Source organism: Neobacillus sp. K501, assembly GCF_053749995.1.
This window is the reverse complement of the sequence record NZ_JBSLYA010000005.1, coordinates 180,781-207,324: the sequence shown is the minus strand read 5'-3', so window position 1 is coordinate 207,324 and position 26,544 is coordinate 180,781. Positions and strand designations below refer to the sequence as shown.

General features: G+C 39.0%; 24 protein-coding genes and 1 riboswitch. Of the genes, 9 read left to right on the top strand and 15 right to left on the bottom strand.

Going from position 1 to position 26,544, the window contains the following annotated elements; genetic code table 11:
* Positions 1 to 83: 83 nt before the first annotated feature.
* Genes ACWM35_RS13875 through ACWM35_RS13865 form a run of 3 tightly spaced genes read left to right on the top strand, consistent with a single transcriptional unit; the run spans position 84 to position 2,659 of the window.
* Entirely contained in the window at positions 84 to 1,082 is a 999-nt protein-coding gene (locus tag ACWM35_RS13875) for an ABC transporter ATP-binding protein (RefSeq protein ID WP_454819364.1), read from the top strand.
* Positions 1,079 to 1,870 (top strand): ABC transporter permease, encoded by a 792-nt coding sequence (locus ACWM35_RS13870; RefSeq protein WP_454819362.1) that lies wholly within the window; start codon positions 1,079 to 1,081, stop codon positions 1,868 to 1,870. The genes ACWM35_RS13875 and ACWM35_RS13870 overlap by 4 nt, the downstream gene beginning before the upstream one ends.
* A 3-nt stretch (positions 1,871 to 1,873) precedes the next feature.
* Entirely contained in the window at positions 1,874 to 2,659 is a 786-nt protein-coding gene (locus ACWM35_RS13865) for an ABC transporter permease (RefSeq protein ID WP_454819360.1), read from the top strand.
* Between the two features lie 734 nt (positions 2,660 to 3,393).
* On the opposite strand, the gene ACWM35_RS13860 is transcribed toward ACWM35_RS13865, so the two are convergent.
* Positions 3,394 to 3,555, bottom strand: coding sequence for a hypothetical protein (locus tag ACWM35_RS13860; RefSeq protein ID WP_454819487.1), 162 nt, complete (start codon positions 3,553 to 3,555; stop codon positions 3,394 to 3,396).
* Positions 3,556 to 3,887: 332 nt separating this feature from the next.
* Between ACWM35_RS13860 and ACWM35_RS13855 the strand changes: the two genes are divergently transcribed.
* The 3 genes from ACWM35_RS13855 (at position 3,888) to ACWM35_RS13845 (ending at position 5,874) form a co-directional block, all read left to right on the top strand.
* Positions 3,888 to 4,772, top strand: a complete 885-nt coding sequence (locus ACWM35_RS13855) for a selenium metabolism-associated LysR family transcriptional regulator (RefSeq protein ID WP_454819358.1) — start codon at positions 3,888 to 3,890, stop codon at positions 4,770 to 4,772.
* A 69-nt stretch (positions 4,773 to 4,841) separates the two neighbouring features.
* Positions 4,842 to 5,417 carry a CD3073 family putative ECF transporter S component gene (locus ACWM35_RS13850; protein ID WP_454819356.1) on the top strand — a complete coding sequence of 192 codons (576 nt, stop codon included), beginning with the start codon at positions 4,842 to 4,844 and terminating at the stop codon, positions 5,415 to 5,417.
* Complete coding sequence (locus ACWM35_RS13845; RefSeq protein WP_454819354.1) at positions 5,407 to 5,874, top strand: CD3072 family TudS-related putative desulfidase; 468 nt, start codon at positions 5,407 to 5,409, stop codon at positions 5,872 to 5,874. Before ACWM35_RS13850 ends, ACWM35_RS13845 begins: the two co-directional genes overlap by 11 nt.
* 159 nt (positions 5,875 to 6,033) lie before the next feature.
* Here the strand turns inward: ACWM35_RS13845 and ACWM35_RS13840 are convergent, their stop codons facing one another.
* The 6 genes from ACWM35_RS13840 to ACWM35_RS13815 all read right to left on the bottom strand — a co-directional run bounded on the left by ACWM35_RS13840 (position 6,034) and on the right by ACWM35_RS13815 (position 12,858).
* Positions 6,034 to 6,771 carry an esterase family protein gene (locus ACWM35_RS13840; RefSeq protein ID WP_454819352.1) on the bottom strand — a complete coding sequence of 246 codons (738 nt, stop codon included), beginning with the start codon at positions 6,769 to 6,771 and terminating at the stop codon, positions 6,034 to 6,036.
* The gene (locus ACWM35_RS13835) at positions 6,762 to 7,946 is read right to left on the bottom strand and encodes an ATP-grasp domain-containing protein (protein WP_454819350.1); all 1,185 of its coding nucleotides are present in this window, start codon (positions 7,944 to 7,946) and stop codon (positions 6,762 to 6,764) included. Before ACWM35_RS13835 ends, ACWM35_RS13840 begins: the two co-directional genes overlap by 10 nt.
* 103 nt (positions 7,947 to 8,049) lie before the next feature.
* Positions 8,050 to 8,880 (bottom strand): alpha/beta hydrolase, encoded by an 831-nt coding sequence (locus tag ACWM35_RS13830; RefSeq protein ID WP_454819348.1) that lies wholly within the window; start codon positions 8,878 to 8,880, stop codon positions 8,050 to 8,052.
* Positions 8,881 to 9,218: 338 nt separating this feature from the next.
* Positions 9,219 to 10,328: a Ger(x)C family spore germination protein gene (locus ACWM35_RS13825; RefSeq protein ID WP_454819346.1), complete on the bottom strand. Its 1,110-nt coding sequence runs from the start codon at positions 10,326 to 10,328 to the stop codon at positions 9,219 to 9,221.
* Positions 10,325 to 11,422: a GerAB/ArcD/ProY family transporter gene (locus tag ACWM35_RS13820; protein WP_454819344.1), complete on the bottom strand. Its 1,098-nt coding sequence runs from the start codon at positions 11,420 to 11,422 to the stop codon at positions 10,325 to 10,327. The genes ACWM35_RS13825 and ACWM35_RS13820 overlap by 4 nt, the downstream gene beginning before the upstream one ends.
* Positions 11,419 to 12,858 carry a spore germination protein gene (locus ACWM35_RS13815; protein ID WP_454819342.1) on the bottom strand — a complete coding sequence of 480 codons (1,440 nt, stop codon included), beginning with the start codon at positions 12,856 to 12,858 and terminating at the stop codon, positions 11,419 to 11,421. The genes ACWM35_RS13820 and ACWM35_RS13815 overlap by 4 nt, the downstream gene beginning before the upstream one ends.
* 570 nt (positions 12,859 to 13,428) lie before the next feature.
* Between ACWM35_RS13815 and ACWM35_RS13810 the strand changes: the two genes are divergently transcribed.
* The 3 genes from ACWM35_RS13810 to ACWM35_RS13800 all read left to right on the top strand — a co-directional run bounded on the left by ACWM35_RS13810 (position 13,429) and on the right by ACWM35_RS13800 (position 16,448).
* On the top strand, positions 13,429 to 13,935 hold the full coding sequence (locus ACWM35_RS13810; protein ID WP_454819340.1) for a DUF1648 domain-containing protein: 507 nt from the start codon (positions 13,429 to 13,431) through the stop codon (positions 13,933 to 13,935).
* A gap of 84 nt (positions 13,936 to 14,019) precedes the next feature.
* Positions 14,020 to 14,799, top strand: a complete 780-nt coding sequence (locus ACWM35_RS13805; protein ID WP_454819338.1) for an ABC transporter ATP-binding protein — start codon at positions 14,020 to 14,022, stop codon at positions 14,797 to 14,799.
* A gap of 2 nt (positions 14,800 to 14,801) precedes the next feature.
* Positions 14,802 to 16,448, top strand: coding sequence for a hypothetical protein (locus ACWM35_RS13800; RefSeq protein WP_454819336.1), 1,647 nt, complete (start codon positions 14,802 to 14,804; stop codon positions 16,446 to 16,448).
* A 40-nt stretch (positions 16,449 to 16,488) separates the two neighbouring features.
* On the opposite strand, the gene ACWM35_RS13795 is transcribed toward ACWM35_RS13800, so the two are convergent.
* From ACWM35_RS13795 to ACWM35_RS13760, 8 genes are all read right to left on the bottom strand, one after another.
* Complete coding sequence (locus ACWM35_RS13795) at positions 16,489 to 17,433, bottom strand: SGNH/GDSL hydrolase family protein (protein ID WP_454819334.1); 945 nt, start codon at positions 17,431 to 17,433, stop codon at positions 16,489 to 16,491.
* A 181-nt stretch (positions 17,434 to 17,614) separates the two neighbouring features.
* Positions 17,615 to 18,451 (bottom strand): cobalamin-binding protein, encoded by an 837-nt coding sequence (locus ACWM35_RS13790; protein ID WP_454819332.1) that lies wholly within the window; start codon positions 18,449 to 18,451, stop codon positions 17,615 to 17,617.
* A 27-nt stretch (positions 18,452 to 18,478) separates the two neighbouring features.
* Positions 18,479 to 19,858, bottom strand: a complete 1,380-nt coding sequence (locus ACWM35_RS13785) for a cobyrinate a,c-diamide synthase (protein WP_454819330.1) — start codon at positions 19,856 to 19,858, stop codon at positions 18,479 to 18,481.
* A 24-nt stretch (positions 19,859 to 19,882) separates the two neighbouring features.
* Positions 19,883 to 21,286, bottom strand: coding sequence for an ATP-binding cassette domain-containing protein (locus tag ACWM35_RS13780; protein ID WP_454819328.1), 1,404 nt, complete (start codon positions 21,284 to 21,286; stop codon positions 19,883 to 19,885).
* Positions 21,283 to 22,353, bottom strand: a complete 1,071-nt coding sequence (locus ACWM35_RS13775; RefSeq protein ID WP_454819326.1) for a FecCD family ABC transporter permease — start codon at positions 22,351 to 22,353, stop codon at positions 21,283 to 21,285. The genes ACWM35_RS13780 and ACWM35_RS13775 overlap by 4 nt, the downstream gene beginning before the upstream one ends.
* Positions 22,316 to 23,308 (bottom strand): ABC transporter substrate-binding protein, encoded by a 993-nt coding sequence (locus tag ACWM35_RS13770; RefSeq protein WP_454819324.1) that lies wholly within the window; start codon positions 23,306 to 23,308, stop codon positions 22,316 to 22,318. The genes ACWM35_RS13775 and ACWM35_RS13770 overlap by 38 nt, the downstream gene beginning before the upstream one ends.
* 182 nt (positions 23,309 to 23,490) lie before the next feature.
* A riboswitch (cobalamin riboswitch) is annotated at positions 23,491 to 23,696 on the bottom strand.
* A gap of 289 nt (positions 23,697 to 23,985) precedes the next feature.
* Positions 23,986 to 24,765 (bottom strand): SDR family oxidoreductase, encoded by a 780-nt coding sequence (locus tag ACWM35_RS13765; protein ID WP_454819322.1) that lies wholly within the window; start codon positions 24,763 to 24,765, stop codon positions 23,986 to 23,988.
* A 22-nt stretch (positions 24,766 to 24,787) separates the two neighbouring features.
* Positions 24,788 to 26,419 (bottom strand): long-chain-fatty-acid--CoA ligase, encoded by a 1,632-nt coding sequence (locus tag ACWM35_RS13760; protein WP_454819320.1) that lies wholly within the window; start codon positions 26,417 to 26,419, stop codon positions 24,788 to 24,790.
* Positions 26,420 to 26,544: the final 125 nt, after the last annotated feature.

Below are 26,544 nucleotides of genomic sequence, written 5' to 3'. Positions count from 1 at the left end.
TACCCATACTTGCATGGATAACCTTCTCACGTTATTATTTAAGATTGGTAAAACTGTTTTTTATATCTTTAGGGGGCAACAAAATGAATGTCATTGAGGTCGAAAATTTACGGAAAGAATTTAACTCCTATTCAAGTCGTCCCGGTTTGGCTGGAGCTTTTCGCGATTTATTTACGAGAAATTATAAAGTCCATGCGGCTGTTGACAATATTTCCTTAACCGTTAAACAAGGGGAAATGGTTGGCTATATTGGCGAAAATGGTGCCGGTAAGTCAACGACGATTAAAATGTTAACCGGAATTTTAACACCCACATCTGGTTCCATTACGGTAAATGGGATGAATCCCCACAAACAGCGGGAAGAATTCGTGCGAACCATTGGCGTTGTGTTCGGGCAGCGTTCCCAGCTATGGTGGGATATTGCGGTTCAAGAGTCCTTCCGGTTATTAAAAAAAGTATACCGCGTTTCGGATGAGGACTATAACCGTCATATGGGCCATGTGATTGAAACGTTAGAAATCGGCCCATTATTAGATAAACCGGTACGAAAGCTGTCGCTTGGACAACGGATGCGCTGCGAATTAGCCGCTGCCCTTATACACAATCCTCCCCTCCTCTTTTTAGACGAACCAACGATTGGATTAGATGTATTAGTAAAATTAAAAATTCGTAAGTTTCTAAAGGAAATTAACGAGCAATATAAAACAACCATTCTATTGACAACACATGACTTAACCGATATTGAAGCCCTTTGTGAACGAGTGGTGCTATTAGATGAAGGAAAAATCATCTATGATGGTAAGCTGAATCAACTACAAGAGCATGCTGTTGAAGGAAAACAAATAGAATTTGAATTTTTGTCAGAAGTCTCTCGCAGCAGTCTGCCTGGTATCAAAAATATTCAATGGGAACAAAAGGATGCGACCACTTGGCTTGGGTATGTCCACGGTGATGAACAACTGGTATCTCAAATCATTAGTGATGTCATCCAAAGAAATCCGATTAAGAATGTTCGAATTAATGAGGTTTCGACGGAAGAGATTGTCCGAAAGATTTATGAAGAAGGAATGGCCCTCACATGAGTATGTATATAGAAATGATTCGTGTTCGTTTTTTAATGATGCTCGCCTATCGGACTAACTATTATAGCGGAATTTTAATTTATAGCATCAATATCGGAGCCTACTATTTTTTATGGTCGGCGATTTATGGCGGGAAAGAAGAGATTCAAGGATTGTCCGTTGCGCAAATGACCACCTATGTGGCCGTCTCCTGGATGGCAAGAGCTTTTTATTATAACAATATTGATCGTGAAATTGCCTCTGAAATCAAAGAAGGTAAAGTCGCAATTGAAATGATCCGTCCGTATAATTATTTAGGGATGAAAACGATGCAAGCACTTGGGGAAGGAATCTTTCGCTTATTGTTTTTCTCAGTACCAGGAATGATCATCGTATCCTTGATTTTTCCAGTCCGCTTCGATGCTAGTTTGACAACATGGATGTTTTTCTTTGTCTCGCTCGTTTTTAGTTTTATTGTCAATACGCATATCAATCTATTGACGGGTATTATGACTTTCTTTTTATTCAATAACTCAGGGTTGATTCGAGCAAAACGTGTTGTCATCGATTTGTTCTCAGGTTTACTTCTCCCTATTTCTTTTTATCCAGACTGGGCACAGACCGTGATGTCCTACTTGCCATTTCAGGCGATCAGCTATGTTCCGAGTATGATATTTACAGAAGGCTTTGTCGGTCAGGAGATTTATAACGCTTTGCTTCTACAAGCATTCTGGGTTGTCATCTTACTGATTCCAATCCGCTTGTTATGGTCGCTCGCAAAAAAACAATTAATCGTACAAGGAGGCTGACCAATGTTTTATCTATCATTGTTCTTTCAATATGCCTCTCAATATTTAAAAACAAGGCTCACTTATCGTGTGGATACAGTGATTGAAATCCTTTCTGATCTCTTGTTTCAAGCGGTCAATTTAGTTTTCATCCTAATCGTATTTCGCCATACAGCATTTTTAGGCGGCTGGAACCGTGATGAAATCATTTTTATTTATGGATTTTTCCTTGTTCCTTATGCCTTATTTACGTCCTTTTTCAACATATGGGACTTTAATGACCGCTACATTGTCAAAGGGGAAATGGACCGTGTTTTAACTCGCCCGGTTCACAGCCTTTTCCAAATCATATTGGAACGAATCGAGCTGGAATCTTTATTCGGTGCCATTACCGGCTTAGTGATTATGGGTTATGCCGGTGTAAACCTAGGATTAACCTTTGCTTGGTATGATGTTTTGATGTTTATCGTCATGGTGATTGGCGGGGCTTTTATTTATGCCGGGATTTTTATTTCGATTGCAACGATCGGATTTTGGTCCGACAGCCGTACCGATATCATGCCAATGATGTATAATATCAGCAATTACGGCCGCTATCCCGTTAATATTTACAACAAGGTGATTCAATTTGTGTTAACGTGGATTTTACCTTTTGCCTTTGTTGGTGTGTATCCTGCTTCCTATTTTTTGAATCGGGATGAATGGTATGGATATGCTTTCTTTACTCCGGTGATGGGTATGCTTTTCTTCGGGATTGCGATTCTGCTTTGGAATGCAGGGGTTAAGAGGTATCGTGGGGCTGGGAATTAAAAAAACGATCTGTAAAACCTAAAAATAGATTAGGTTTTACAGATTTTTTTATTAAAGAAAAAACGCACAAATGTTGCTTTATTTTTTTCATTAAATGTAAATATTTTTATGACCAAATAATTTCAAGGTGCCTATTACTTCTATAAAAAAGAGTGGAATTGGGGTACTCTTTTCCCCTACAAAAAACACTTACAAACTTGAGAGATAAAAGATTTGAAATGTTTCGTATTATTAAAGAAGTGTTTTTGTAAAAATTCCACTTTAGATATTTCATTTTTACACTTAATAATTATTTTATTCTGTTTCCACACTCCACGTGTGTGGACTGTGGAAACGGAATAAATGTTCCACTCAATGGAATTTTTGGATTAACTTATTCTTTTTATACCCCCACGCAAATGACATCCGGGAATTCTTTGTACCATTTCTTCCTTTCCTTATGAACACTTGGTTGAGCTAAATCAACAAATAGGTATCCCCTGCAAGTTTACATATTTCTGTTAACCAATTGGTTTCACCAGGGGTGAATATTGATTTTGCCCACCATTCCCAATTAAGGTTTATTAGCTTTTGCACTTGCTACATGAAGATTGATATTTTTCAAGGATCAGATTGTATATAATTGGTTTACTCTTTCGGAAGTATTCTTAGCTTCTCCAACGATCATATTCATTCTCCTACTTCCTTTAATGTCTTAGGATTAGGGACAATGACAAACGAGATGTTTCATTTCTTTACCTCTTCAATTTTTCGTTCCATTCCATTCCAGGTACAGAGCGCGAGGCTAATATTAAGTCAGGCTGTAATTCTTCAATTTTGTCCCAATCAATGTTCAAATCCGGACCGAGTCTTGGCAATGATTGAATTTCTTCCGGCCAATCCGAGTAATTGTCCACTCCTACCAACGAAGAAATTAAACCTAAGTAGGCTTTAATTCTGTATTACTTGGACAAATGGAGATTAATCCCCCCTTCAATTTGTTTTATAATTGTTCTATTTTTTTATGAGTAATGAAAGCCAACTTACTCTTTTCCCAGATAATTCACCAGCACTAGGAAAATGCTAACCACGCCTTATTTATGTGACTAATCTTACTTACAAAAGGAATTCATTTTATTACAATTAACTCATAAATCACTGGGAAAAGAAGTGATTTATTTTTTGGTATAAATATAAAAAAATCATATATTAATTATAAAAAAAATATATATCAACGGAGATTAATAAAATGAATTTAAAAAAACTAGAAGCGTTTATTTCTGTCATCGATAAGAGAAGTTTTTCTGAAGCAGCTGCAGCCTTAAAGAGTTCTCAGCCTGCTGTTAGCATAAAGATTAAAAGTTTGGAAGAAGACCTTGGCCTTGAACTTCTTGATAGAGGACAATCAGGAATCCACCCTACTTCTGTCGGTATGCTCGTGTATCAAGCTTCCAAAGATATACTTCAAAGATGGAGAGTGTTGGAAGATGATCTCCATGATTTTAAAGACACATTGACGGGTACGCTCACCATTGGTGCCAGCACCATCCCTGGAACGTACATATTACCAAACTGGATCATGACATACAGGAACCTGTACCCGATGGTCGACGTGAAAATTGATATAAGTGATTCTCAAAATATCCTTAACAAGTTGCTTGACCGCCAAATCGATGTCGGAATTGTCGGTTATCATCCACAATCAAACAAAATTACATGTAAACAGATTGCCAATGATTCATTGGTGTTGATCACTCCTAATCAACACCCTTTATCACAAACTCCACAATTAGATTTTAACCAGATAAAGTCATATGACTTTGTTTTAAGAGAAGAAGGATCTGGAACGAGGAAAGTAATGGAGGAATATTTGGCCATACACGGACTTTCCTTGAACGATTTAAAAACCACTCTATCTATAGGAAGTACGGAAGGAGTCATTGCGGCGGTTGAAACCGGCTTAGGGATAAGCGTAGTATCAAAGCTTGCCGCATTACCAGCAGCCAAAGCGAAACGAATTAAAATGGTCGAAACGAAAGAACCTTTCGAAAGGCGATTTTATCTTACTATTCTTGAGGAAGCAGCAAACCGACCAATCATTAAAGAATTCACGGAACTATTTTTAAAGGGGTGATCACCAAAAACACTTACATTTTCAACTTACTAAACGAAAATTTCGATTCAGGAATAGGAGAGAAATGGGATGACAAGAAATAAAACAATGATTTTAACGTATTCTGCCATGGGGATTGCCTTAAACGTTCTATTAGGTACTGTGGTTTCTTGGCTAAAAATCCCCCTATTGTTCCTTGATACCATTGGAACCGTGTTAATTTCGGTCATGTTTGGACCTTGGTGGGGAGTGTTAACTGGCGGATTAACAAATGTAGTGCTTGGTGCTACTGCTGGAGCTTCAGCCATTTTCTTTGGACTGGTCAATATGGCTATTGCCCTCGTGGTAGGATTTATGGCCAGAAAGTTTGATTTTAAAAAATGGTATGTGGCGATTGTAACAGGATTAATAATATCTGTTGTAGCACCTCTAATTGGAACACCCATTGCCGTAGCGGTTTATGGAGGTTTGAATGGAAGTGGAATGGATTTCGTTGTCCTCTGGTTAAGAGCTTCTGGTGAATCTGTTTTCGCCTCTACATTCATTTCCCGGATCACTGGAAACCTAGTAGATAAAACGGTGACCTGCCTTCTTGTCATGATGTTAATTGTTCGTATTCCAACCTTCTCAAAGGTTATGACAAAGGGGAAAAAGAATGCAGCGTAAAAAACGAATCCTACTTGTATCTCATTGTATCTTAAATCAGAACATGGTAATCGAAAAGGAGGCACGAGCGGAAGGAGCTGTTTTGTCCGCTACTGAATGGGCGATGAAAGAGGGATTTGGTATTGTCCAGCTTCCTTGTCCAGAGTTTACTTTTTTAGGATTGAATCGGCCGCCAATGACTTATCAAGAATACAATACCCCTGAATATCGGAAACATTGCAGGGAGATACTTTCTCCCGTCCTTAATCAGACTAAAGAGTATGTAAAACATGGCTATGAACTCGCTGGAGTCCTAGGGATCCAAAGCAGCCCCTCTTGCGACCCTTCGCGTGGACGGGGTGTATTCATGGAAGAGTTGACCGACTTATTTGCTGAAAATGGAATCTCCTTAGATACATTTTGGTACTTACCAAATAGCAGTAATCCAAAATTCAATAGTGAACTGCATCATTTATAGAGGAATATCAAGACGGGGGTAAAGAGGTATCGTGGGGCTGGGAATTAAAAAAATCTGTAAGACCTAGAAATAGGTTTTACAGATTTTTTTAAGAAGTTATGGTAAAAGCATCAGTTAGGTAGGCAACTTAAAATAATGAGCCATTTCTTTATTTATATACTAGAGTAATTTCCCTAAATAATAAGGCATTTGATGGCGCCACCAAACCCAATCATGCGAAACATCTTCGCCCCACTCATCAAACCATGCTTCAATTTGTTTTTCTTCATAAGCTTTTTTTAATGTGAAGTAGGATGGCAGCCCATCCTGTTCCCAATCACCTCGCCCGGTACAAATAATGATATCTGCTGAACGGTATCGATCTATAAACCAACCGTCATTTTGATTCCATATATAATCACTCGGTGAATTTTCGTATACAAGGGGGTCGTTTCCGTAATCCCCAAAAAAGAATCGTGCATCGTAAATACCGCTAAGTGCAACGGTGGTTTGGAAGACATCCGGATGTCTCAGGAAAAAGTTCAACGCATGATAGGCCCCCATACTACATCCCGTTGTCATCATGGGCTCAAACCAACCTGTTTTATGTTTTATAAATGGAATCGCTTCTGAAATCACATAACGGTCATAGGCTTCATGCGCTAATGCACGGTCATGTGCCGGTTTTGAGTCGTGCAGCCAGCTTTCGCTATCAATACTAGCCATTGTAAAAAACTGAACCCGTCCAGATTCAATAAACTCATGACATACATCAATCATTCCAAAATCATAGTATTCCGTATGCGTCCCACCAGATGAAGGAAAAACGACGATTGGCATGCCACTATGACCATATCTATTCAAATGCATTTCACGTCCTAATTCGCCGCTCCAATGGTGTAAGTGTTCTATATGCATTGAAGGACCTCCTTCCGCTCATGGACAAATGAGATAATCTCATCGACTTCCTCCTGAGAATCCGCATTGATTGCATAAAATTGATTACCTTGGAGGGCCGCAAACGCATCCGGCATTCGCTGTGCAAACTTCACCCTGGCACCAAATTTTTCATAAATAGCATCATTATCATGCTTATACTCATACGCATCACGCTGTGTTATACCGACACAAAACTGATTTTCGGCTTGTGACTCCTTACATTCTCCACCTGTCACAAGAGAAGCATAGTGAGCAAATAAATCAATGGAGTACGCAAAATTGTACATATCAATCGTGTAGCCTCCAGCCAAACGGTTATTGTATTCAAGTGCAACATAATCTCCATTTCCTAATTTAAAAAACTCAATATGGAAAAAGCGTTCCTTCATGCCAAAAGCTCTCACAATCGCTTTACCATACGTTTCGAGCTTTGGATCGATTTCTTTTTGAATCACATAAGCCATATCCAACTGACCATTAACGAGTTCCAGCGTTGGAACATTATAGGTAAAGCTTGTTTTGAAAACAATATTTCCTTCCTGATCCACTAATCCATCAAATGTACAAAGCACGCCTCCTTCGACAAATCGCTCTAAGAAGTATACTTGTGTTTCTCCCCATTCTTCTTCAAAAAGACGTACATCTTCCTCTGAACTCAACTTAAAGGTGGCAGCTGTTCCCACTCCATTATCTGGTTTAGCGATAACTGGCAGTCCTAACTCCTCAACGGCTTGAGATAAATCCTTTTTGGTTTGAACAACTCTTCCTTCCACAACAGGTACAGCTGCTTCTTTAAACAGCTTCTTCATTTCAGATTTATACTTTACTTTTCTCAAGTCATCCGTCTTAGTGCCGTAGACGTTAAACTGTTCCCGTAACTGCGCATCCAGTTCCAACCAGTATTCATTATTCGATTCAATCCGGTCAATGGGACCATGTTTATAAAATAAAAACGCAACCGCACGTTTCACTTCATCGACATCTTCTAAACTATTCACACGAAAATATTCTGTTAAAGAGTTTTGTAATTCGGAACCTAATTGTTCATATGGCTCCTCGCCAATTCCTAAAACGTTGACACCTTCATCTTTTAAACGTCGAGCGAATGGCTGAAAATTCACTGGATAATAGGGTGAAATCAAAATATAATTCATCAAAAAAACTCCCTTCTCAGAATCAATAAATTTATCATTTTCACAACTAAGTAACATCCAAACTTACAAAACTATTTTAATAGACTCCTCTCATGCTCTTTCTTCAAGACCACTTCTCACTTAAGAAACGTAAGCATTCGGGCAAATGTTTTGCCCAGGCTTTTTCATTGTGTTGTTCATCCGCAAAAATATTTAAACGAATGCTATCAATTGGAACAGAGCCTTTTATCAGTTGTATATAATACTTAAGCGAGCAATCGATATAGGCCTGCTTCATATTTCCATACATCAATTGTCGATCGGCATCATCGCCTTCCTGTGTCCCAACTTGAATGTACACGCGTTGTTCAGGATCCAACTCTTTTCTGGCAATATAACGATCAAAGGCTTTACTAGTAATCCAATTAGCTAAAGAAAAAATGCCTAAACTACCAATTTGACCTTTATATTCAATCCCCATAAAAGCCGAAATATTTCCTCCAAGTGAACTTCCGATCATCGCTGTATGATATTTATCCGATTTCGTTCGGTACTGCTTATCGATAAAAGGTTTGACGACTGTCATGACAAACTCAGCAAACTCTGCCCCTCTTCCTCCTAGTTCTATATCTTCAGGAAGTGGGCTTTCGGTAATTTTCCAAGGCGTATATTCATTAACTCGATCATGTCCAGCATTATCTATTCCAACCACAATCATCTTAGGTAAATCGGGGTTTTGTTTAATGGCCGGAATAACCTTCCATGAATACCCGCTAAACGATTCTCTACTATAGAAAACATTTTGTCCGTCATGCATATAGACAACTGGATAATAGGTGGAACCATCTTTATCGTAATTTTCCGGCAATAAAACCCGCACACGACGATTTTCATTTTTATAAGACATATGTAATTGGTGTGATTCTAGTCTTAAATAATAATAGGATTGATTCATTTTACCATTCTCACCCTTTGGCTAAAAAAATACTGAATTGGTTTAATATTCACAATAACATACCTGAGAAAAACTGGGGAATTGCTAATGGGTACGTTAATTATCACAAAACATTAATTCGCCACAAATTGCTATACACCTTTAAAAAAATGAGTGTCAATTTCAAATGCAATTTGACACTCTTTAAATAATACCTGTTCTCCTTGGGTCTCAATATGAAAATGCAGTTTACTAACTTGTGAGTGTTTTACTGCATTATTCACTAACTCCTGAACGATGCGATAGAAAAAGCATCGAACCTGTTAAACAAAGTTTGATGCTTTTAGTAATGATATTCACTATCCGTCCGAGTTAAGGATTTGCACTTCAAAATTCGGTTCGATGGACATTTTTGGAAAGTCTTTTCGCCAATCTAAAGACTTCCAAATATCTGAATGGTATGCCTTAATTTCCTTGCCAATGCCGAGAATGTCACAATTCGCTTTTTGCAAATTCCCAATCGTCGCAGTTGCTTTTTCTTCCAGATGTATACTCAGTTCTTTTTCCATTCGATTAACGTAATCTGAATTAAGCAAATGAATTGACTTGCCTAGTTCGAATACATTAATTTGCAATCGGACTCCTATCGTAACTTTCGGCAATCCACTTGATTCAGGATGTACAGTGATCTTTGAATTCCCTTTTTTGACGGAAAACCCGTAATCAATGTATCTCCCCTTCCCGGTTTCCGACAATTGTCCAGTAAATCTTTGCCTTCCTTTATCCTTTCCTAACAATAGCATAGACATCTGGACTTGTTCTTTGCTGAGATTCACCCCTGTATTCGTACCTTGACGGAATAATAAAGCGCCGCTTAATTCCATTCCCGAACTGATTGGTTTCAATACAGGCAACGCGAGATCTTGCAATGGTTCTTCCCGGGATAGAATAAAACGCATCATGGAAACAGTAGGCATTATTTCGTTCCTATCCATAGATACAATAAAATCATTCAAATTTTTCGTAAACTCTTTATTATTTCCCAATTTAGTTTTCAAAAGCTTTGAAATGTTCCCATCGATTACAACTACGGGGGTGTTAATCGACGAATAGGGAGCGTGAAGTAAAAAACCCAGTTTTGAAACAGGATCATGCGAACTAAACCTTTCGCTCATAAAATAGATTCTCGTGTTGACTCCTAAGAAAGGGGCTTTATCGATATATTCTCCATGGCCGACAGCTTCAATTAGACTAGGTCCTCTGAGCTCCGTCACCTCCGAACTCGGCTCCCCTTCTCCTTGTCCCGCACTTTTGAGCTTGGTTACAATAAAATTGAGTAAGACCTCCCCACTTTCCTCGTCAAGGTCCAACCCGGCGATGTCAACCAAATGAAGATTGCGCAGCGGCAATCGATCCCAACATCCTGTCAAGAGCATTAAGGACAAAATTCCAATTGCCGCCTTCTTCATCCACCCGCCTCCTTTCCCCGAGCTACAGAAATGAGAAGCAGAAGTGTCGGCACAATGGCTATTATGATTGCGGTAGCAATATTATGATAGTCGGAAAATCGGGACTGCCATTGACGGTCAGAGCCCCATAATCCGATTACGAAGCAAACGATGGCAAAAATCATTACCAACAGAGGATGGTTTCGGATTTCCTTACCTCTGATGTACGCCAGATAACGGGCGGACAAATACAAATAAATATATATAGTAACCATTACCATAGATAGCCAAATCGTCATAAATAAAATATCGAGACTTTGTACGACTGGCCATCGGAATTTACGGAGGATGTACACCATCGGCTCAGGGATAGACTTCAATTGACTTTCACTGAAATTATAAGTAACAATGACTGTTATCATCGTGTAAAAAAAGGTCGTAAATCCATTGGCAGCCGACATGGCAATTACGATATCCCTCTTCCTACGTGATTTTACAAATGGGAAAACGTACAGGAGAAGCTCATATCCCGCGAACAACCAAAAAGCTGGTACAGTCCCCTTTATTATCTGTCCGATCCCGTGAGTACCGATTGGCAGAAAATGACGGAAATCCCCTTTTCCCATTCCACTTATCAATACAATCACAAAGCAAATCAGAAACATAAGCATAATCATCTGTGTGATTGTAGCGATTGACCGGAGGGTAGATGAAGCAATATAAGCTCCTATAGTCAAAAATACTCCAATTAACACAAACCATGGAGTCTCAAATAACACCCAGCGGTTTACGACATCAGCATACGAGATAGCAACCAAAAGACTAGATTGTGCGCAATACGCGGCAAACAAGAAGTTCACTACCGCTCCTAATGGCTTTCCAACAATAGTAGATATATACTGAGGCAACGGCCGATTGGGATTCCTCTTTCCGAGTTGATAGATGATCAATATGACCAATTGAGCGAACAGTCCCCCGAGCAATATCGATAGCCACGAGTCGTAGCCTGAGTAACGGGATTGTGCGTATGGGATCGTTAAAACGCTAACGCCAACTTGGGTCAGAATAACAAGACAAATAAGTTGGTTTATAGAGATTTTTTCTAAGTGTATCATTCAGTCCTGTCCCTTCGAGCACTTATTCTTATTTCGTCTTTAGCCAAGCTTTCCACGGGACGTCTTTTCAAGCTCCTGATGGGTCCTCTGAACCATGTATCCTTTATCGACCCTCCGCTAATGCCCGAGTAAAAGTACGGTATGCCCATCGTATTTATACGGGCCAAATGTGTCAGGACCAAGAGGAATGAAAGCTCCAAGCCGATCAGACCGAAAATCGATGCCATGGCAATGAACGGGTACGTCAAAAATCGGGCCGAGGTACTCATTTCGTAGGTAGGAATAATAAACGAAGCAATGCCAGTAAACGCCACTACGATAACCATCATATTCGATATTAGGTTAGACTCGACAACCACCGTACCGATAACGATACCTCCTACCACGCCGATTGTATTGGCGATTGAGCTTGGGAGACGGATGGTTGCCTCTCGCAAAATTTCGAGTATGAACAGCATTGTTAAGGCTTCGAGAACTGGCGGCAACGAAATGTATTGCATAGAACTTTGCAGCGTTAGTGCGATTTCGAACGGAAGGATACGTGGATCGAAAGTGACAAGAGCCACATAAACGCCAGGCAGGCTGATTGCAATAATAAAGCAAGAGATCCGAAGAAACCGTAAGGCACTCCCGATCAGCCAGCCGACTTGGTAATCGTCGGGGGATTGGAAAAAAGCCCAGAACGAAACCGGCATGATCAGGCAATTTGGGGAACCGTCAGTTAAAATTGCGATTTTCCCGTCCATCAGGTAAGATCTAACTCTGTCCGGTCTTTCGGTAACTAGAATTTTGGGAAACATAGAGAACTTTTTATCTTCAATCAATTCTTGAATAAACCCCGGTGATTCGACGTAATCTATGTCGATGCTGTCAATCCTACAATCAAACTCCATTAGGACATTTTCTTTGGCTAGAGACCGTAGGTAAATTACGGCAACTTTTGTATTAGACCTGCTGCCAACCTGATAGAATTTTACAACAAGATCGGGTGAAGCGATTTGTTTACGCAACAAATTGAGATTTGTATCCAGGTTTTCGATTAACGCTTGGTTGGAACCGCGCAGTACCCGTTCGTTCACCGGAATATTTACTGAGCGTTCCTTATTAAGCTCGGTTCCTAGCAAATAGAACTTCGCTTCACCATCAATTTGAACAACCGTCTTTCCCGCGACGAGAGCTGTCGATGCATCCTTCATAATATTTGTCTCACTATATTCTAAAATGGACACAGCCTCACGTACGTTAATGTTTGTGTTACTAAGTAATGGGCGGATAATGTGTTCCTGTACCATAGCAGGCTCGATCATTGTATCCAAATAAAAAAGCCGAAAATGTCGGTCGCCAGCCACAAAATCGCTCGATTTGAAGTCTGCGCTATTAAATAGCATTTCTTGCAGGGACTTCTCGTTTTTGTCTAGTGATCGCTCTGCTTTCATTAAAGGTACCTCTTTTCTCCAAAACGGAAAGTTTTACATATTTTCCCCACAATTTCTAGTCCTATTCCGTTTCAAAGCGATTGAAAAGAGAGTATCTTGAGGCTGGGAATATAAAAAAATCTGTAAGCCCTACAAATGAACAGGTTTTACAGATTTTTTATTAAAGTTATTTTAAAAAGCATTCGTTAGGACATATTGATCCATATAATGAAAGCATGAAATCTCTAAGTAACTCGAATTTTACCAATTCTCCTATTCCGGTTAGGCTCCTTACTTTTAAGATCATTTGGAGATTTGGGTATACCTGGAAACGATAGAAGGCCTACCTTGTACAGTGTATATCCGATAAATGTCGCAAAGATCGTACTCCCAATTAGATAAACTATCAATCTTCTGCCAACATGACAAAACATGCTTTTCACCTCTTTATCCTCTCATTGATGATAAATATGATGAAATCATCCTTTTTATGTCGTTTATTCCCCCCTGCAAACTCGGGAATTTTTGGAACCTTCTTTGAAAATCATTCGTAAATAAGGAAGGTCCAAAAAGAAAGGAACGTGATCGCTAATGACTGGTTCATGGAAACGACCAACCATCGATATTCCGAAAACGAAAAGTGAAAAAGTATGGGATATGATTGGCTATTCTTATTTGATTGGTACTCTCTTATTCTTAGTGATCGTATGGGGTAATCTTCCTGACCAAGTGCCTGCACACTTCAATGGATCCGGCGAGGTGGATCGATGGGGATCCACATGGGAGCTCAGCATCCTGCCTATTATAAGTTTATTATTACTCGCCATGATGCAATTCTTTGAAAAACATCCTGAGTGGCATAATTATCCTGCAAGATTGAATGAATCCAATGCAAAAGCGTTTTACCTATTGAGCAGAAAAATGATGAATATTTTAAAAAACATTTGTTTACTCATTTTGCAAACGATTCAACTCGAATCGTTTGCGATTGCCTTTGGCTGGTTCAATGGTTTCGGGATTTGGTTCTTACCAGCAGTGTTTATAGCAGCATTACTGCCAATCTTAATTCTAGCAATGAAGCAAAGGAAAATTACTTAGGTTTGTTCATAGTTTTACCAATTATTATGGTAAACTAGTAAAAAAGGATTAAAATGGAAACAATCCAGAAATGAGGAGAACAGGATGGAAGAAGCTATCTTAATCATAACAGATTTAAAAAAGGATTATGGCGAAAAAGCAGTCTTAAAGGGTGTCTCCCTAAAAGTAAACCGAGGAGAAGTCATTGGATATATTGGGCCAAATGGCGCAGGAAAAAGCACTACCGTTAAACTCATGCTTGGTATCGAGGGCGATTATTCAGGTGAAATCAAAATCTTCGGACAGGATATTGCAGATGAAAAAAGCGAATATAAAAGGAAAATTGGTTATGTGCCGGAGATTGCGGAGGTATACGACAATTTAACTGGCCATGAATATCTAACCTTTATTGGCGAATTATATGGGCTAAAATTTGACTTTGCTGACTATAAGGCCAAAAGCTTAATGGAGCTCTTCGGGATAGGGGAGGTCTATCATTCTCGCATCGCATCATACTCGAAAGGAATGCGGCAAAAGCTATTAATCATTTCAAGCCTATTACATAATCCAGAGCTATTGTTTTTTGATGAGCCCATCAACGGCCTCGATGCAAACAGTGTGATGATATTCAAAGATATTATGACCCAACTCGCTGCACAAGGAAAAACCATCTTCTACTCTTCTCACATAATGGACGTGGTCGAAAAAATTAGCAGCCGGATTATTCTGCTCCATGACGGAAAAATTGCGGCGGATGGCAGCTTTGAAGAGTTAAAGAGGCAAAATGCGGAAGGCTCTCTAGAACAGATTTTCAATCAACTGACTGGGTTTAGTGAACATCAGGAACGCGCGACAAGATTTGTATCGATTGTAGAGGAGATGTAGGCATGCAAGACTATCGCACTCTGAAACTATTGGATCGATTCGAGAGGTTTTTTATCCGCGCCGGTATAGAATACAGGATTCTGAGGAGAATCTTACAAGTTAAGTTAACGATGGATGGTCGGCGGGTGCCTACTATTTTCACACAAAATGGAAAAAAGAAAGAGAAGGATGCTAATAATCAGTATATAAAATCCTTATGGATCTATGTTCTATTTGGTTTGTTCATGCTCCCCTTTATCCTCATGGGAGAAAATTACTTGTTTCAAATGAGCCTCTTTTATGGGGTATTTACCTTTTTTATCATGACATCGATGATTTCTGACTTTTCCTCTGTTTTACTAGATATCCGTGATTCAAACATTTTGTATCCAAAGCCAGTTGATCGCAGAACGATTAGCATGGCAAAAATGATACACATTGTGATTTATCTATCTTATCTAACGATTGCACTAGTGGGTATTCCTCTCATTGTTGGGCTTATCCGGCATGGTCTATGGTTTTTCGTAATTACAGTGGTGACCGTAATTTTAATCGATTTGTTAATCATCGTATTAACTGCACTCATCTATTTGTTTATTCTCCGATTCTTTGATGGGGAGAAATTAAAAGATATTATTAATTATGTCCAAATCGTATTATCTTTCGCCATTATGGTTGGCTATCAACTACTTGTCCGCTCCTTTGAGTTAATTGATATCAACATTTCACTGGAACCACAGTGGTGGCAAGTATTTCTTTTCCCAATGTGGTATGGCACGATGATGGATGTACTTATGAATGGTAATGTACAGCCATTTCACCTTGTATTTACAGGTTTGGGAATTGGGATGCCTATTCTATCCATCTGGATTTATATTAAGCTCAATCCCATTTTCGAGCAAAATCTCCAGAAGCTTGCTTACCAAGGGAAAACGAAAGAAAAGCGAAAAAGTAAGATTCGCGATTTCATGCTTCAAGTGGTTTGTCGCAGTAATGAGGAACGAGCCTTTTTCCGATTTGCCAGTTCCATGATGAAAAATGAACGAGATTTTAAGTTGAAGGTTTATCCATCTTTGGGATTCTCCATCGTGATTCCGATTATTTTTATTATGAATGGCTTTAATACTGATTTTGATCATTTATCTACCAGTAAATCTTATTTAACAATATACTTTAGTTTAATTATCGTTCCGACGATCATGATTCTTTTGAAGTTTTCAGGTAAATATAAAGGGGCATGGATTTACAGGGTTTCCCCTATTCAACAACTTAAACCAATCTTTAGCGGCACGATCAAGTCGTTTATTTTCAACTTATATTTGCCAGTTTACTTGCTTCTTAGTGTCATTTTTATTGCCCTATTTGGGGTAAGAGTTCTGCCAGACCTGGTTGTCGTATTTATCAACGCCTGTACGTATGCTGTCATTTGTTTTATGCTTCTAAAAAAATCGATTCCTTTTTCGGAGTCTTTTGATCAGTACAATCAAAACAGCAACTCCGGCCTCATTTTCGGATTAATGCTATTTGTTGTATTATTTGCTGGTGTGCATTTTGTCAGCACCTTTGTCTGGTATGGCATCTATCTTTACTTAGTATTCGCTATCCTCTGTCTCTGGACTGTTTGGAAACGGGCATTCAATATTACCTGGGAACAGGTCCTTAAAAGCTAAAACGCTGTTGATTTTTCAACAGCGTTTTTGTTACTTAATCTTAATTAGCGTTGGCTACCCCTGTTTTCTCTGTTACTTTCATATATTCTAAGACTCTCTCTGCCATAAGTTTATAGCCGCTCGTGTTGGGATGGAATTGATCTTCCGCTAATAAATCCATCGTGCGATTCGTAAATAGATCTTTGGTGGGAATGAACGTCACATTCTCATATTCTTCAGTCAAAGACTTTCCTGCCTCATTCCAATTATCAATAATCATATTTAATTCTTTAATATCTGCAAAATAACTTTCAAAAGGATTATAAAAACCGATTAAATAAATTTGAACATCTGGGTTCAATTCGTTCATTTTATTAAATATCGCAGTTAGACGCTCGAGATATTCCACTCTTTCTTGTTGGAATGGTTCTAGCGTAAGGTTCATAAAATTGCTTTTTAGTACTTTCATAATATCATTGGCGCCAATGGTGATTAAAACACTATCAGCCTTTGTAATAGCCGTGGCAATCTCTTCTTGTTCCAACCGTTTTAGTAATTGGTCTGAACGATTACCTTTTTTACCAAAATTCTCTATTTTGATATTAAGGTTATGATCCTCAAACGTGTGATTAAGAATCCCAACGTATCCGCCACTCTTTGTTTCATCGCCAACCCCCTCCGTGAGTGAGTCTCCGATTGCGACAATCTTTTCATCTTTTTCAAAGAAATTAACTACCCCATCCAATACTTCCCTAACCTTATCCTTGATTTCATCTGATAATGGTTTTGTATTATCGCTGTCCTGTTTAGAAGATTGATCTTTAATGGTTTTTTCTTCTTCTTTAGATACACGATCTATTGTATTTTTTCCTTGTTCAGAGGCAACAGACGAGACTGTTGTAACACGTTCGAGTCCTGCTTCATTGCGATTTAGAAGAAAAATAGCGAAAACGATGCACACAGAATATAGACCAATCATCCTGATTATTGCTGTCTTGCTTTTCATAACTTCATCACACCTATTTGTATCAAATATCTTAAACTTAGACAAATTGTTAGTTTAATATAGTTTATTCATTTTATCATTCAGGACAACATTATATAAGCCCACAAATTTTAGTAACGAGCACGTTTTTCAAAAAACACTCCCCAACATGGATACAATTGGGGAGTGTTAAAAAGTACCTTTATGTAAGGAAGTCAACATCTTCCTCTAATAACGGATCAAGATTTTCTTTATACCGCGGGTAAATACCAGGATGAAGAATACTAGCAATCTTTTGTAAACCAATTAATAATTTTGGTGAAGGTCTACAAAACAATGGTTCCTCTAATACATACAATTGATTTTTTTTGATGGCCGCCAACTGTTCTGCCCCAGGGCGTTTTAAGATCACCTTTGGATTCACTTTTTCTTTCTGGACACCCACCCATATAACGCAAATCACATCAGGATTTCTTTGGACGATTTCTTCCCAATCTGTTTGAACACTTGCTTGGGTCATATCATCAAATATATTTCTTCCCCCTGCAAGTTTACTAATTTCCGTTAACCAATTGGTTGCTCCAGGAGTAAAAATTGGTTTTGCCCACCATTCCCAATAAAGTGTGATTGGCTTATCCACTTGTTTACTTATTGATTGATATTTATCGAGGATCAGATTATATTTCTTATATAATTGGTTCGCTTTCTCGGAAGAGTTCGTCACTTCCCCAACAAATAAGATACTTGCTCCTACTTCTGTTAATGTCTTAGGATTAGGGACAATGACATACGGGATGTTTCGTTTTTTTAGTTCTTCAATATTTCGTTCCATTCCTGGTACAGAGAGCGAGGCTAAGACTAAATCAGGCTGCAATGCTTCCACTTTGTCCATATCAATATCCAAATCTGAACCTAGTCTTGGCAATAATTGAATTTCTTCCGGCCAATCCGAGTAGTTATCTACTCCCACCAACGAAGAAGTTAATCCTAAGTAACCGACTAATTCTGTATTACTGGGACAAATGGATATTAATCTCATATAAAAACCTCCTCATGTTTTTAAAATTCATTTCAGTTTCCTCTTAATCTCTAAACATTTTTTTATCCAATTCTCAACCATCTCTGGGCAAGAGGCGAAATGAAAATGAGTATACCCAGCTACTAAATGATGAAGTAAATACCCTTCTTTGCTTACACCTCTCAGGCCCTTCGTTTCATAAGCATAGGGAACTTCTGTCTCAGCAGCTTGAAAGGTGGAGTAATGAAATTCATGCCCTCTGGCACTCAGATTTTCAAGGAGAAAATTATCATTTTGTCCGCTAATCTCACGATATCCCAATGATGCTAATTGGGATTGCATTTGCACGCTGCCGGGAATTACTCCCGCCATTTCATATTTCGTCTTGTCCGTCGTTTCAATGGACTCCGTCAAATACATGAACCCTCCGCATTCAGCGAGTGTAGGTAAACCTTGTTCAACTGCTTCCTTTATGGAAGTCTTTGCTTTTAGATTACCGGCAAGTTCTTTTGCGAATTCTTCAGGAAATCCCCCGCCTAGATAAAGTCCATCTACACCTTCAGGTATCTCTTCATCCGCAAGTGGCGAAAAATATACAATTTTCATACCTTCCGCTTCCATGATTTCTAGATTCTCAGGATAATAGAAATTAAAGGCGCTATCTTTTGCTACCGCGATTTTCACTACTTGCTCTCTCTTCTTTTCAAAAATGGAAGATCTTCGACTTACCTCTAACGGCTCTGAAATCGCTAATTGGAGCAGCGTATCTATATCGACAGTCTCACTGACTAGCGTGCCTATTTGATCAAAAAACGAATCCAGTTCCCCTCTTTCCATCGAAGGAATGAGTCCGAGATGCCGCTCTGGAATCTCAATATCTAGTTCTCGTTTCAAATAACCGATAACAGGAATGTGACATTCCTGCTCAATCGCTTTCTTGACAAGCTGGAAATGACCTTCGCTCCCTACTTTATTTGCGATAACAGCAACAATATTGGGGCCCTCAACAAAACTTTGAAAACCCTTGACAACCGCTGCAGCACTTCGGGCCATACTTTCACAATTGACTACAAGTAAAACGGGGCTTTTCGTAATCATACTAATCTCAGCCGTACTTCCTTCATTGGTTTCTGGATTTTTCCCATCAAAAAAGCCCATTACCCCTTCGATGATGGAAATGTCAGACCCTCGACTGCCATGGGTGAAAATATCCAACACATCCTCTTTTGACAGCATCCAGCTATCTAAATTTCGAGAATTTCTTTTCGTTACTGCGGTATGATAGGAAGGATCAATATAGTCAGGTCCACATTTAAACCCCTGTACGGTTAAGCCAGATTTCTTTAATGCAGACATTAAACCGATGGTTACTGTTGTTTTTCCAACACCGCTTCCAGTGCCAGCAATGACCAATCTTCTTTCCGTCATCTACTCATTCTCCCTTCCGTGATGTTAATGAATCAACTCTACATTCTTACCAATCGCTTCCTTTATAGCACGATAGACGATTTGTCTGATTCCTTCCCCGAACATTGTGCCTGAGCTTGCATTCGGTAATATTTCCCCTTGCTGTGTAAGTGCAAGAAGCAGAGTATCGGTCGATTTACTAACTTTTTGAGAATCTACCATATGATGATCTTGCAATGCTTTCACTTTTGCCTCAATAGCCGCCATATATCCATCCACAAGGGCTCCATCTGTAAAATGGGCATCTATGAAAAGCATTAAGTTAATACTTCCCAGAGTATCCCCTGTCACAATTGCCATCATTTGAATGTTTTCAATTTCTTCCTTCACCATCACCATATCCCCGAGATTTGCTGCCGTCATGATCCCGGCTGCTTGTTCATGAGGAATGGAGTATTTCTCCATCAATTGATGTAAATCTCTTTCTGGGTGTGAGTTATGATTTTTTTCCGCCACATGATAATGACAAAAATGTTTTAACCACTGTATACCAGCACCCGTGAATGAATTGGATAAAGTCCGTAATGGCTTATCAAATTGAACGTGAAGATATTCTTCGGTTTGTTTTATTTTATAAGAACTATCAAAGTTTAGGGAATTGCTTGATGTAAAATAATTGGGTGTCATAAGAAGCTGTGGTTTTGGAACAGTTGGGTGAGCTTGAGATTTCACTTTCACCTCGTAAACCTTCTTTAATTGCTCTTCTTTCCTCAAAAGGTCTACATCTCCTACTTCTAAAAAGCTCCCATTATGAAGCAGGGCGATACGATCTGCATAGAGCGAAGCAACATTCAAATCATGGAGGATCGAAAAAATGGTTAACCCTGATGATAGTTGCCGTTCTTTCAGTAGATTCAACATGTGAAAGGTATGTTTAATATCCAAATGATTGGTAGGCTCATCCAAAAGTAAGATTTCAGGCTCCTGTGCTAAAGCTTTGGCCAATAAGACTCTTTGCTTTTCTCCACCACTAATCATTCGAAATGGAGTTTTTCGAAAGTCACTTATTTGGGTGAGCTCCATCACCTCATCAATGACTTTTCGGTCTGCCTTCGAAAGTTGTTTAAAAATCCCCTTTTGATGAGGATAACGTCCAAGACTAATGATTTCTTCCACGGAATAATCGAAGGAAACTTGAACTTCCTGTGTAAGTACCGCCATTTTTTTGGCTTTTTCAAGTTTAGAAAGGGATGTAATTTCTTTACCATCGATGGAAACTTTCCCGCTAATCCTTGATAACTGCCCGGTAATGAGTTTAAAAAGGGTTGTTTTTCCACTCCCATTCGGACCAAGAAGCGCAAAAAACTCTCCTTTATTAATGTCAAAATCTAAACCTTTAATAATGGGGGAATGGCTATATCCACCAACCAAGTTTTGAACGTGAATCATTTACTCGTCCCCCTCCCAAGTCTTTCTCTAATCAATAAAAGGGCAAATACAGGTGCACCAATTAAAGCAGTAATCACGCCAATTGGCAGCTCTTTTGGAGCAATCAGGGTTCTAGCCAGTAAATCAGCTAAAATGAGAAAAGCTCCTCCTATTAGCAAGGAGAGCGGAAGAACATGGCGATGATTCGGACCCGTTACAAGCCGGACAAGGTGTGGAATGACTAGTCCAACAAAGCCAATTGACCCTGAAACAGCGACTGCAGCTCCCGTTAATAACGAGGCACCAATGAGAACGAAGGTCTTCCCTTTTTTCACATCGACTCCAATATGATCGGCGGCATCCTCTCCCAGTGCCAAGGCATTTAATTCACGCTGGAAGTAGAACAGTATTATCGAGCCGATTATCATAAATGGTATAATGAGTTGAACATAGCTCCATCCTCTCATGGCAACACTGCCATATAACCAGTAGATAATTTGCGTCATCGCATCACGATCCCCTAATGAAATAAGGAGAGAGACAAACGCGCTTATAAAGGCACTAACGATAATTCCCGCTAAAATAATTGTTTCAATCGCTAAGCTTTTACTACTTAAGCGAACAAGTGCGAATACTATTAATAACGTGAATAAACCACCTAAAATAGCAAAAATCGGAAGCGTAAAATCCCCTAAAGCAACAATGGTCACTTGAAAAAACAAAACGAGAACGGCACCCAGCGAGGCACCCGAGGACACCCCAATCGTATAGGGATCTGCTAGTGGATTGCGTAATAATCCTTGAAAAGCTGCACCAGCTAACGATAGGGATGCCCCCACACAAAAAGCAAGAAGAACTCTTGGCAGACGAATATTCCAAATAATCATTTCTTCATTTTTGGCTACCTCGTCTAGTAAACTCACATGAAACACTTTTTCAAAGATAATATGTAAAATAGTCTGAACCGGAACGGTTACGCTGCTTGAAAATAAACCTAGAAGGCCTGTACCAAGTACAAGCCCTCCGCTTATCAAATATAACCAACCGATTTTATTGCTTAAAAATGTCCGGATAAATAAGTTCCGCAAGTGTCTCGACTCCTTCAATTAAACGAGGACCAGGTCTTGTCACCGTATCGTTATCAACATCAAACACTTTTCCATTTTTTACAGCCGGCACTTCTGTCCATCCTTCACGGTTTAATACCTCAGCTGTTGGATTGTCGATATAGTAGCCATACGTTGTAATGATCACTTCAGGGTCTAATTTGACAATTTCTTCTTCGGTCATTTTCACCCAGCCCTCTTGATCTTCTGCCGCATTAACAGCTTGAATGGACTCAAGCATCTCGTGCATAAAGGTGTTTTTTCCTGTCGTAAAAATGTCTGGAGCTGGCGAAACCTCTACCCAAACTTTCTTTTTATCTTTAATTGAATCTGCTGCTTTGTCTTTAATTGCTTGTAGACGCTCTTTCATATCAGTCACAATTTCTTCCGCTTCCGTCTTGGTTCCGGTAGCTTCCCCAATCATTTCAATGTTTTCATAAACATCTTTAAAGGAAGTAGCACTTCCAACAACAACCACATCAATACCGGCTTCTTCAAACTTTTTCAAGACATCTGGATGTGTTTTGTAATGATAATCCGTTACCAGAGCCACATCTGGTAGAAGGGAGAGAACAAGTTCTGCATTGATATCTTGTCCACCAACTTTCTCAATTTTAAGGGCTTCCTCTGGATAGTTATCATAATCGGATCTGCCAATTAATTTATCTCCTACTCCAAGAGCAAAGGCGATTTCGGTATTACTTGCTTGGATCGAAACAATGGTTTCAGGTTCCTCTTCTATCGTTACCTTTCGATTCGCATCATCGGTGATCGTGACAGGAAATTCCTTTCCACTATCACTTGTCTTTTCTTTTTCGGTAGCAACTGCTTTATCTTGCGAAGAGTTCTGTTCTTGTGTACCACATCCTGCAATAATCCCCATGCTTAACAGGAGAACAACTCCGAAATGACCCCATTTTCTTACAATCTCTTTCATCACATTTTCCTCCTTTAATTTTTGAACACAAAAAAACGCTGTTCCGGAGGAAAGCGTAAAGTAAAAAGGCAGTTTTATAATACTAAGTCTTGTCGACAGCATGATAACTTGCAATCTTGATAATAAGTAATATTATTTACCCAGTTGATTGCCTGCACTTTAAACATTCCTTTCCTCGAGGAAGCTTAAATACAAAATAGGCAGGTCTCCTGACTTGCGAATCAACGGTTGGTTTTCCCTTCCCATGTTTTTTAAAACACAGTGGATCTTTATAACCTTCCTACTCGCTTACAGTGGCGGGACCGTGTTGGATTTTCACCAACTTCCCTCTTAGTCTCAAATGAATCTCACTCAGATCATTTAAGAAACCTATTTGTCTAGTATTCATTTTTTGTTACAAAAGCTATTATAGTAGAGTATTCCACCTTTGTAAACTATTTCTAATCTCTCTTTTGGGTTATTCATGGAATCATAAATAATAGTTTCAACACTATATTAATAAAGAAACTGGACTTATTTATCTGTCTTTAATAAGTAAAGTTCTGTATGAGCATTGATATGCCCTAACGAACCTGCTCCGAGAACGCGATTCGTATGTATGGTTACCCTTATTTTCTGCCAAAAAGCTCACACATACCAACTAGTTAGTATGTGTGAGCTTTGGTTATACTTAGAAATTACTGAACTGCTGCCTTTGTTCCACCATCTACTAATAAGACATGACCAAATACATAATCTGAAGCCTTTGATGCTAAGAATAAAGCAGGGCCCTTCATATCAACATCTGAGCCAAAACGACCTGCTGGGGTTCTTTCAAGTATTTTTTCACCGGTATAGTCCAATAGACCATTTGTCATTTTTGATGGGAAAAAGCCAGGCGCAATGGCATTCACATGAACATTGTATGGGGCTAATTTAACAGCTAAATCTTGTGTAAAAGTAATGACTGCACCTTTACTGGTTGTATAACCAATCGCGTCCATAATCTTTGGATCTTGTCCTCCGAAACCAACGATAGAAGCAATATTAATGATTTTTCCAGAACCTTGTTCAACCATGATTTTTCCTACAGCCTGTGAAAAAAGGAAAACAGCCTTCAAGTTAACATCCATCACTTTATCCCAATGTTTAGCTTCCATTTCCAACGCTGGTGCACCCCATGAAGCACCACTATTGTTGACTAAAATATCAATCGTTCCGAATTCTTGGATTGTTTTCTCTACCACTCTTTGAATATCTTCGGCTTTTGAAACATCACATTCTAATGCGAGTGAACGTACACCCATTTTTTCAAGTCGTTCACTGACTTCTTGGCATGCCTCTACTTTCCTGGAACATACCACAACATTGGCTCCCGCTTCGGCAAAGGCAAGGGCAATCTGTTCGCCAAGTCCCCTTCCGCCTCCTGTAACGATAGCTGTTTTTCCTTTGATATCATATAATTCGCTAATATTCATTTTCATTTCTCCTTTCTAATAGTTATTTAGTTCCAATTGCTGACTCATCCCGAAGTGATCTACGCAACAATTTTCCAACCGAGGTTTTTGGCAGCTCGTCCCGAAACTTAACAGATTTAGGTACTTTATAAGGTGCCAAATATTGCTTCGAGAAGTGAATCATTTCTTCTTCTGTTACCAAGGCATCATTGACCAATTTGATAAAGGCTTTAACGGTTTCACCTCGATAGGGATCAGGCACACCAACAACAATGACTTCTTGAACGGCTTCATGATTATAGAGGACCTCTTCAATTTCACGAGGATACACATTGAAACCACTAGCAATGATCATGTCTTTTTTACGATCGACGATATAAAAATAACCATCTTCGTCCATTCTTGCTATATCACCTGTATGAAGCCATCCGTTTATGATCGTTTCCTCTGTATCTTCAGGACGGTTCCAGTATCCCTTCATAACCTGTGGACCTTTAACAATTAATTCACCAATTTCTCCAACCGGCACTTCTTCAAACCCATAATCAGTTACTTGGACAATCCTCACCTCGAGACTTGGAACTGGTAAACCAATACTTCCAACTTTTCTCTCAAGAAAAGATGGGTTGATATGTGTCGAAGGAGATGCTTCTGAAAGGCCGTATCCTTCACATATCTTACCTCCTGTTCGTTTTTCAAATAAATGTAATTGTTCAATCGGCATTGCTGCCCCGCCACTGTTATAATAAGGAATTTTATCGAATCCGTATTCTTCTAGTTTCGGATGGTTATTCAATGCAATAAACATGGTCGGTACGGCTGAAAATTGGAATGGACGGTGACGTTTAACCGTTTCCATTACTTCCTGTACGTCAAAACGAGGCAGGATAATAAGATTACTGCCCGTATGGATGCCAAGAAATACATTACACGTCAGACCATACACGTGGAACATTGGCAGGACAGACATAACTTTTGGATTATGAGGCGTATCAATGGTTTTAAATATAAAATCATTTACTTGTTCTAAATTGGACATGATATTTCTGTGAGTCAGCATGACACCTTTTGATACACCGGTTGTTCCACCCGTGTATTGCAAAATCGCTACTTCCTCTTCTGCATCAATTTCAACTTGGGGTGCAGATTTAGTGTCCATTTCTACAAGACTATCAAAATAATAATCTTCTTCTGTAAGTTCATTAGTTTGATGTCCAAAGCCCACAACCACAATACGTTTAAGCGGAGTATTGCCTTGAACCTGCTTCACTCTAGCATACAAACTCTCATGAACAACCATGTATTCAGACTGTGAATCATTTAAGACATGCTCTATTTCTCTTTCCACATACATTGGATTTACCTGAACAGCTATACCCCCTAGTCGAAAGGCTGAAAAAAGCGAAAAAAGATAATGTGGTGAATTTGGGAGCATGATGGAAAGGCGGTCCCCTTTTTTGAAGCCTAATTGATAGAGGGAAGCAGCAAATCTATCAACCACGGACGAGAGTTCTTTAAATGTCCATGCCATGTCATAAAATTGAATGGCTATATCATCTGAAAATCGTTCTACAGCATTTTGAAACATTTCGTCTAAAGAAATATTTTTAATGGAAGCGAATTCATTAATTTCCGAGTTGTAATGCTTTAACCATGGTTTAGTCGAATAGCTCATGACTACAACACCCCTTTTTTCTATTAATTAAGAATATTATAATAAAATACCATTAACTCGTCATTGTCAGAATACACAATGAATTTAGAATTATATTGTGTGAGTCCACAATTTATAAGATAATA

Bases quoted from the DNA above. Each gene is read 5' to 3' on its own strand.
- ACWM35_RS13865 (WP_454819360.1), top strand. From the start codon at position 1,874: ATGTTTTATCTATCATTGTTCTTTCAATATGCCTCTCAATATTTAAAA.
- ACWM35_RS13830 (WP_454819348.1), bottom strand. From the start codon at position 8,880: ATGAATCAATCCTATTATTATTTAAGACTAGAATCACACCAATTACAT.
- ACWM35_RS13835 (WP_454819350.1), bottom strand. From the start codon at position 7,946: ATGAATTATATTTTGATTTCACCCTATTATCCAGTGAATTTTCAGCCA.
- ACWM35_RS13785 (WP_454819330.1), bottom strand. From the start codon at position 19,858: ATGACGGAAAGAAGATTGGTCATTGCTGGCACTGGAAGCGGTGTTGGA.
- ACWM35_RS13845 (WP_454819354.1), top strand. From the start codon at position 5,407: ATGCAGCGTAAAAAACGAATCCTACTTGTATCTCATTGTATCTTAAAT.
- ACWM35_RS13770 (WP_454819324.1), bottom strand. From the start codon at position 23,308: ATGAAAGAGATTGTAAGAAAATGGGGTCATTTCGGAGTTGTTCTCCTG.
- ACWM35_RS13800 (WP_454819336.1), top strand. From the start codon at position 14,802: ATGCAAGACTATCGCACTCTGAAACTATTGGATCGATTCGAGAGGTTT.
- ACWM35_RS13825 (WP_454819346.1), bottom strand. From the start codon at position 10,328: ATGAAGAAGGCGGCAATTGGAATTTTGTCCTTAATGCTCTTGACAGGA.
- ACWM35_RS13795 (WP_454819334.1), bottom strand. From the start codon at position 17,433: ATGAAAAGCAAGACAGCAATAATCAGGATGATTGGTCTATATTCTGTG.
- ACWM35_RS13820 (WP_454819344.1), bottom strand. From the start codon at position 11,422: ATGATACACTTAGAAAAAATCTCTATAAACCAACTTATTTGTCTTGTT.
- ACWM35_RS13855 (WP_454819358.1), top strand. From the start codon at position 3,888: ATGAATTTAAAAAAACTAGAAGCGTTTATTTCTGTCATCGATAAGAGA.
- ACWM35_RS13840 (WP_454819352.1), bottom strand. From the start codon at position 6,771: ATGCATATAGAACACTTACACCATTGGAGCGGCGAATTAGGACGTGAA.
- ACWM35_RS13790 (WP_454819332.1), bottom strand. From the start codon at position 18,451: ATGAGATTAATATCCATTTGTCCCAGTAATACAGAATTAGTCGGTTAC.
- ACWM35_RS13870 (WP_454819362.1), top strand. From the start codon at position 1,079: ATGAGTATGTATATAGAAATGATTCGTGTTCGTTTTTTAATGATGCTC.
- ACWM35_RS13765 (WP_454819322.1), bottom strand. From the start codon at position 24,765: ATGAATATTAGCGAATTATATGATATCAAAGGAAAAACAGCTATCGTT.
- ACWM35_RS13780 (WP_454819328.1), bottom strand. From the start codon at position 21,286: ATGATTCACGTTCAAAACTTGGTTGGTGGATATAGCCATTCCCCCATT.
- ACWM35_RS13850 (WP_454819356.1), top strand. From the start codon at position 4,842: ATGACAAGAAATAAAACAATGATTTTAACGTATTCTGCCATGGGGATT.
- ACWM35_RS13875 (WP_454819364.1), top strand. From the start codon at position 84: ATGAATGTCATTGAGGTCGAAAATTTACGGAAAGAATTTAACTCCTAT.
- ACWM35_RS13760 (WP_454819320.1), bottom strand. From the start codon at position 26,419: ATGAGCTATTCGACTAAACCATGGTTAAAGCATTACAACTCGGAAATT.
- ACWM35_RS13815 (WP_454819342.1), bottom strand. From the start codon at position 12,858: ATGAAAGCAGAGCGATCACTAGACAAAAACGAGAAGTCCCTGCAAGAA.
- ACWM35_RS13805 (WP_454819338.1), top strand. From the start codon at position 14,020: ATGGAAGAAGCTATCTTAATCATAACAGATTTAAAAAAGGATTATGGC.
- ACWM35_RS13810 (WP_454819340.1), top strand. From the start codon at position 13,429: ATGACTGGTTCATGGAAACGACCAACCATCGATATTCCGAAAACGAAA.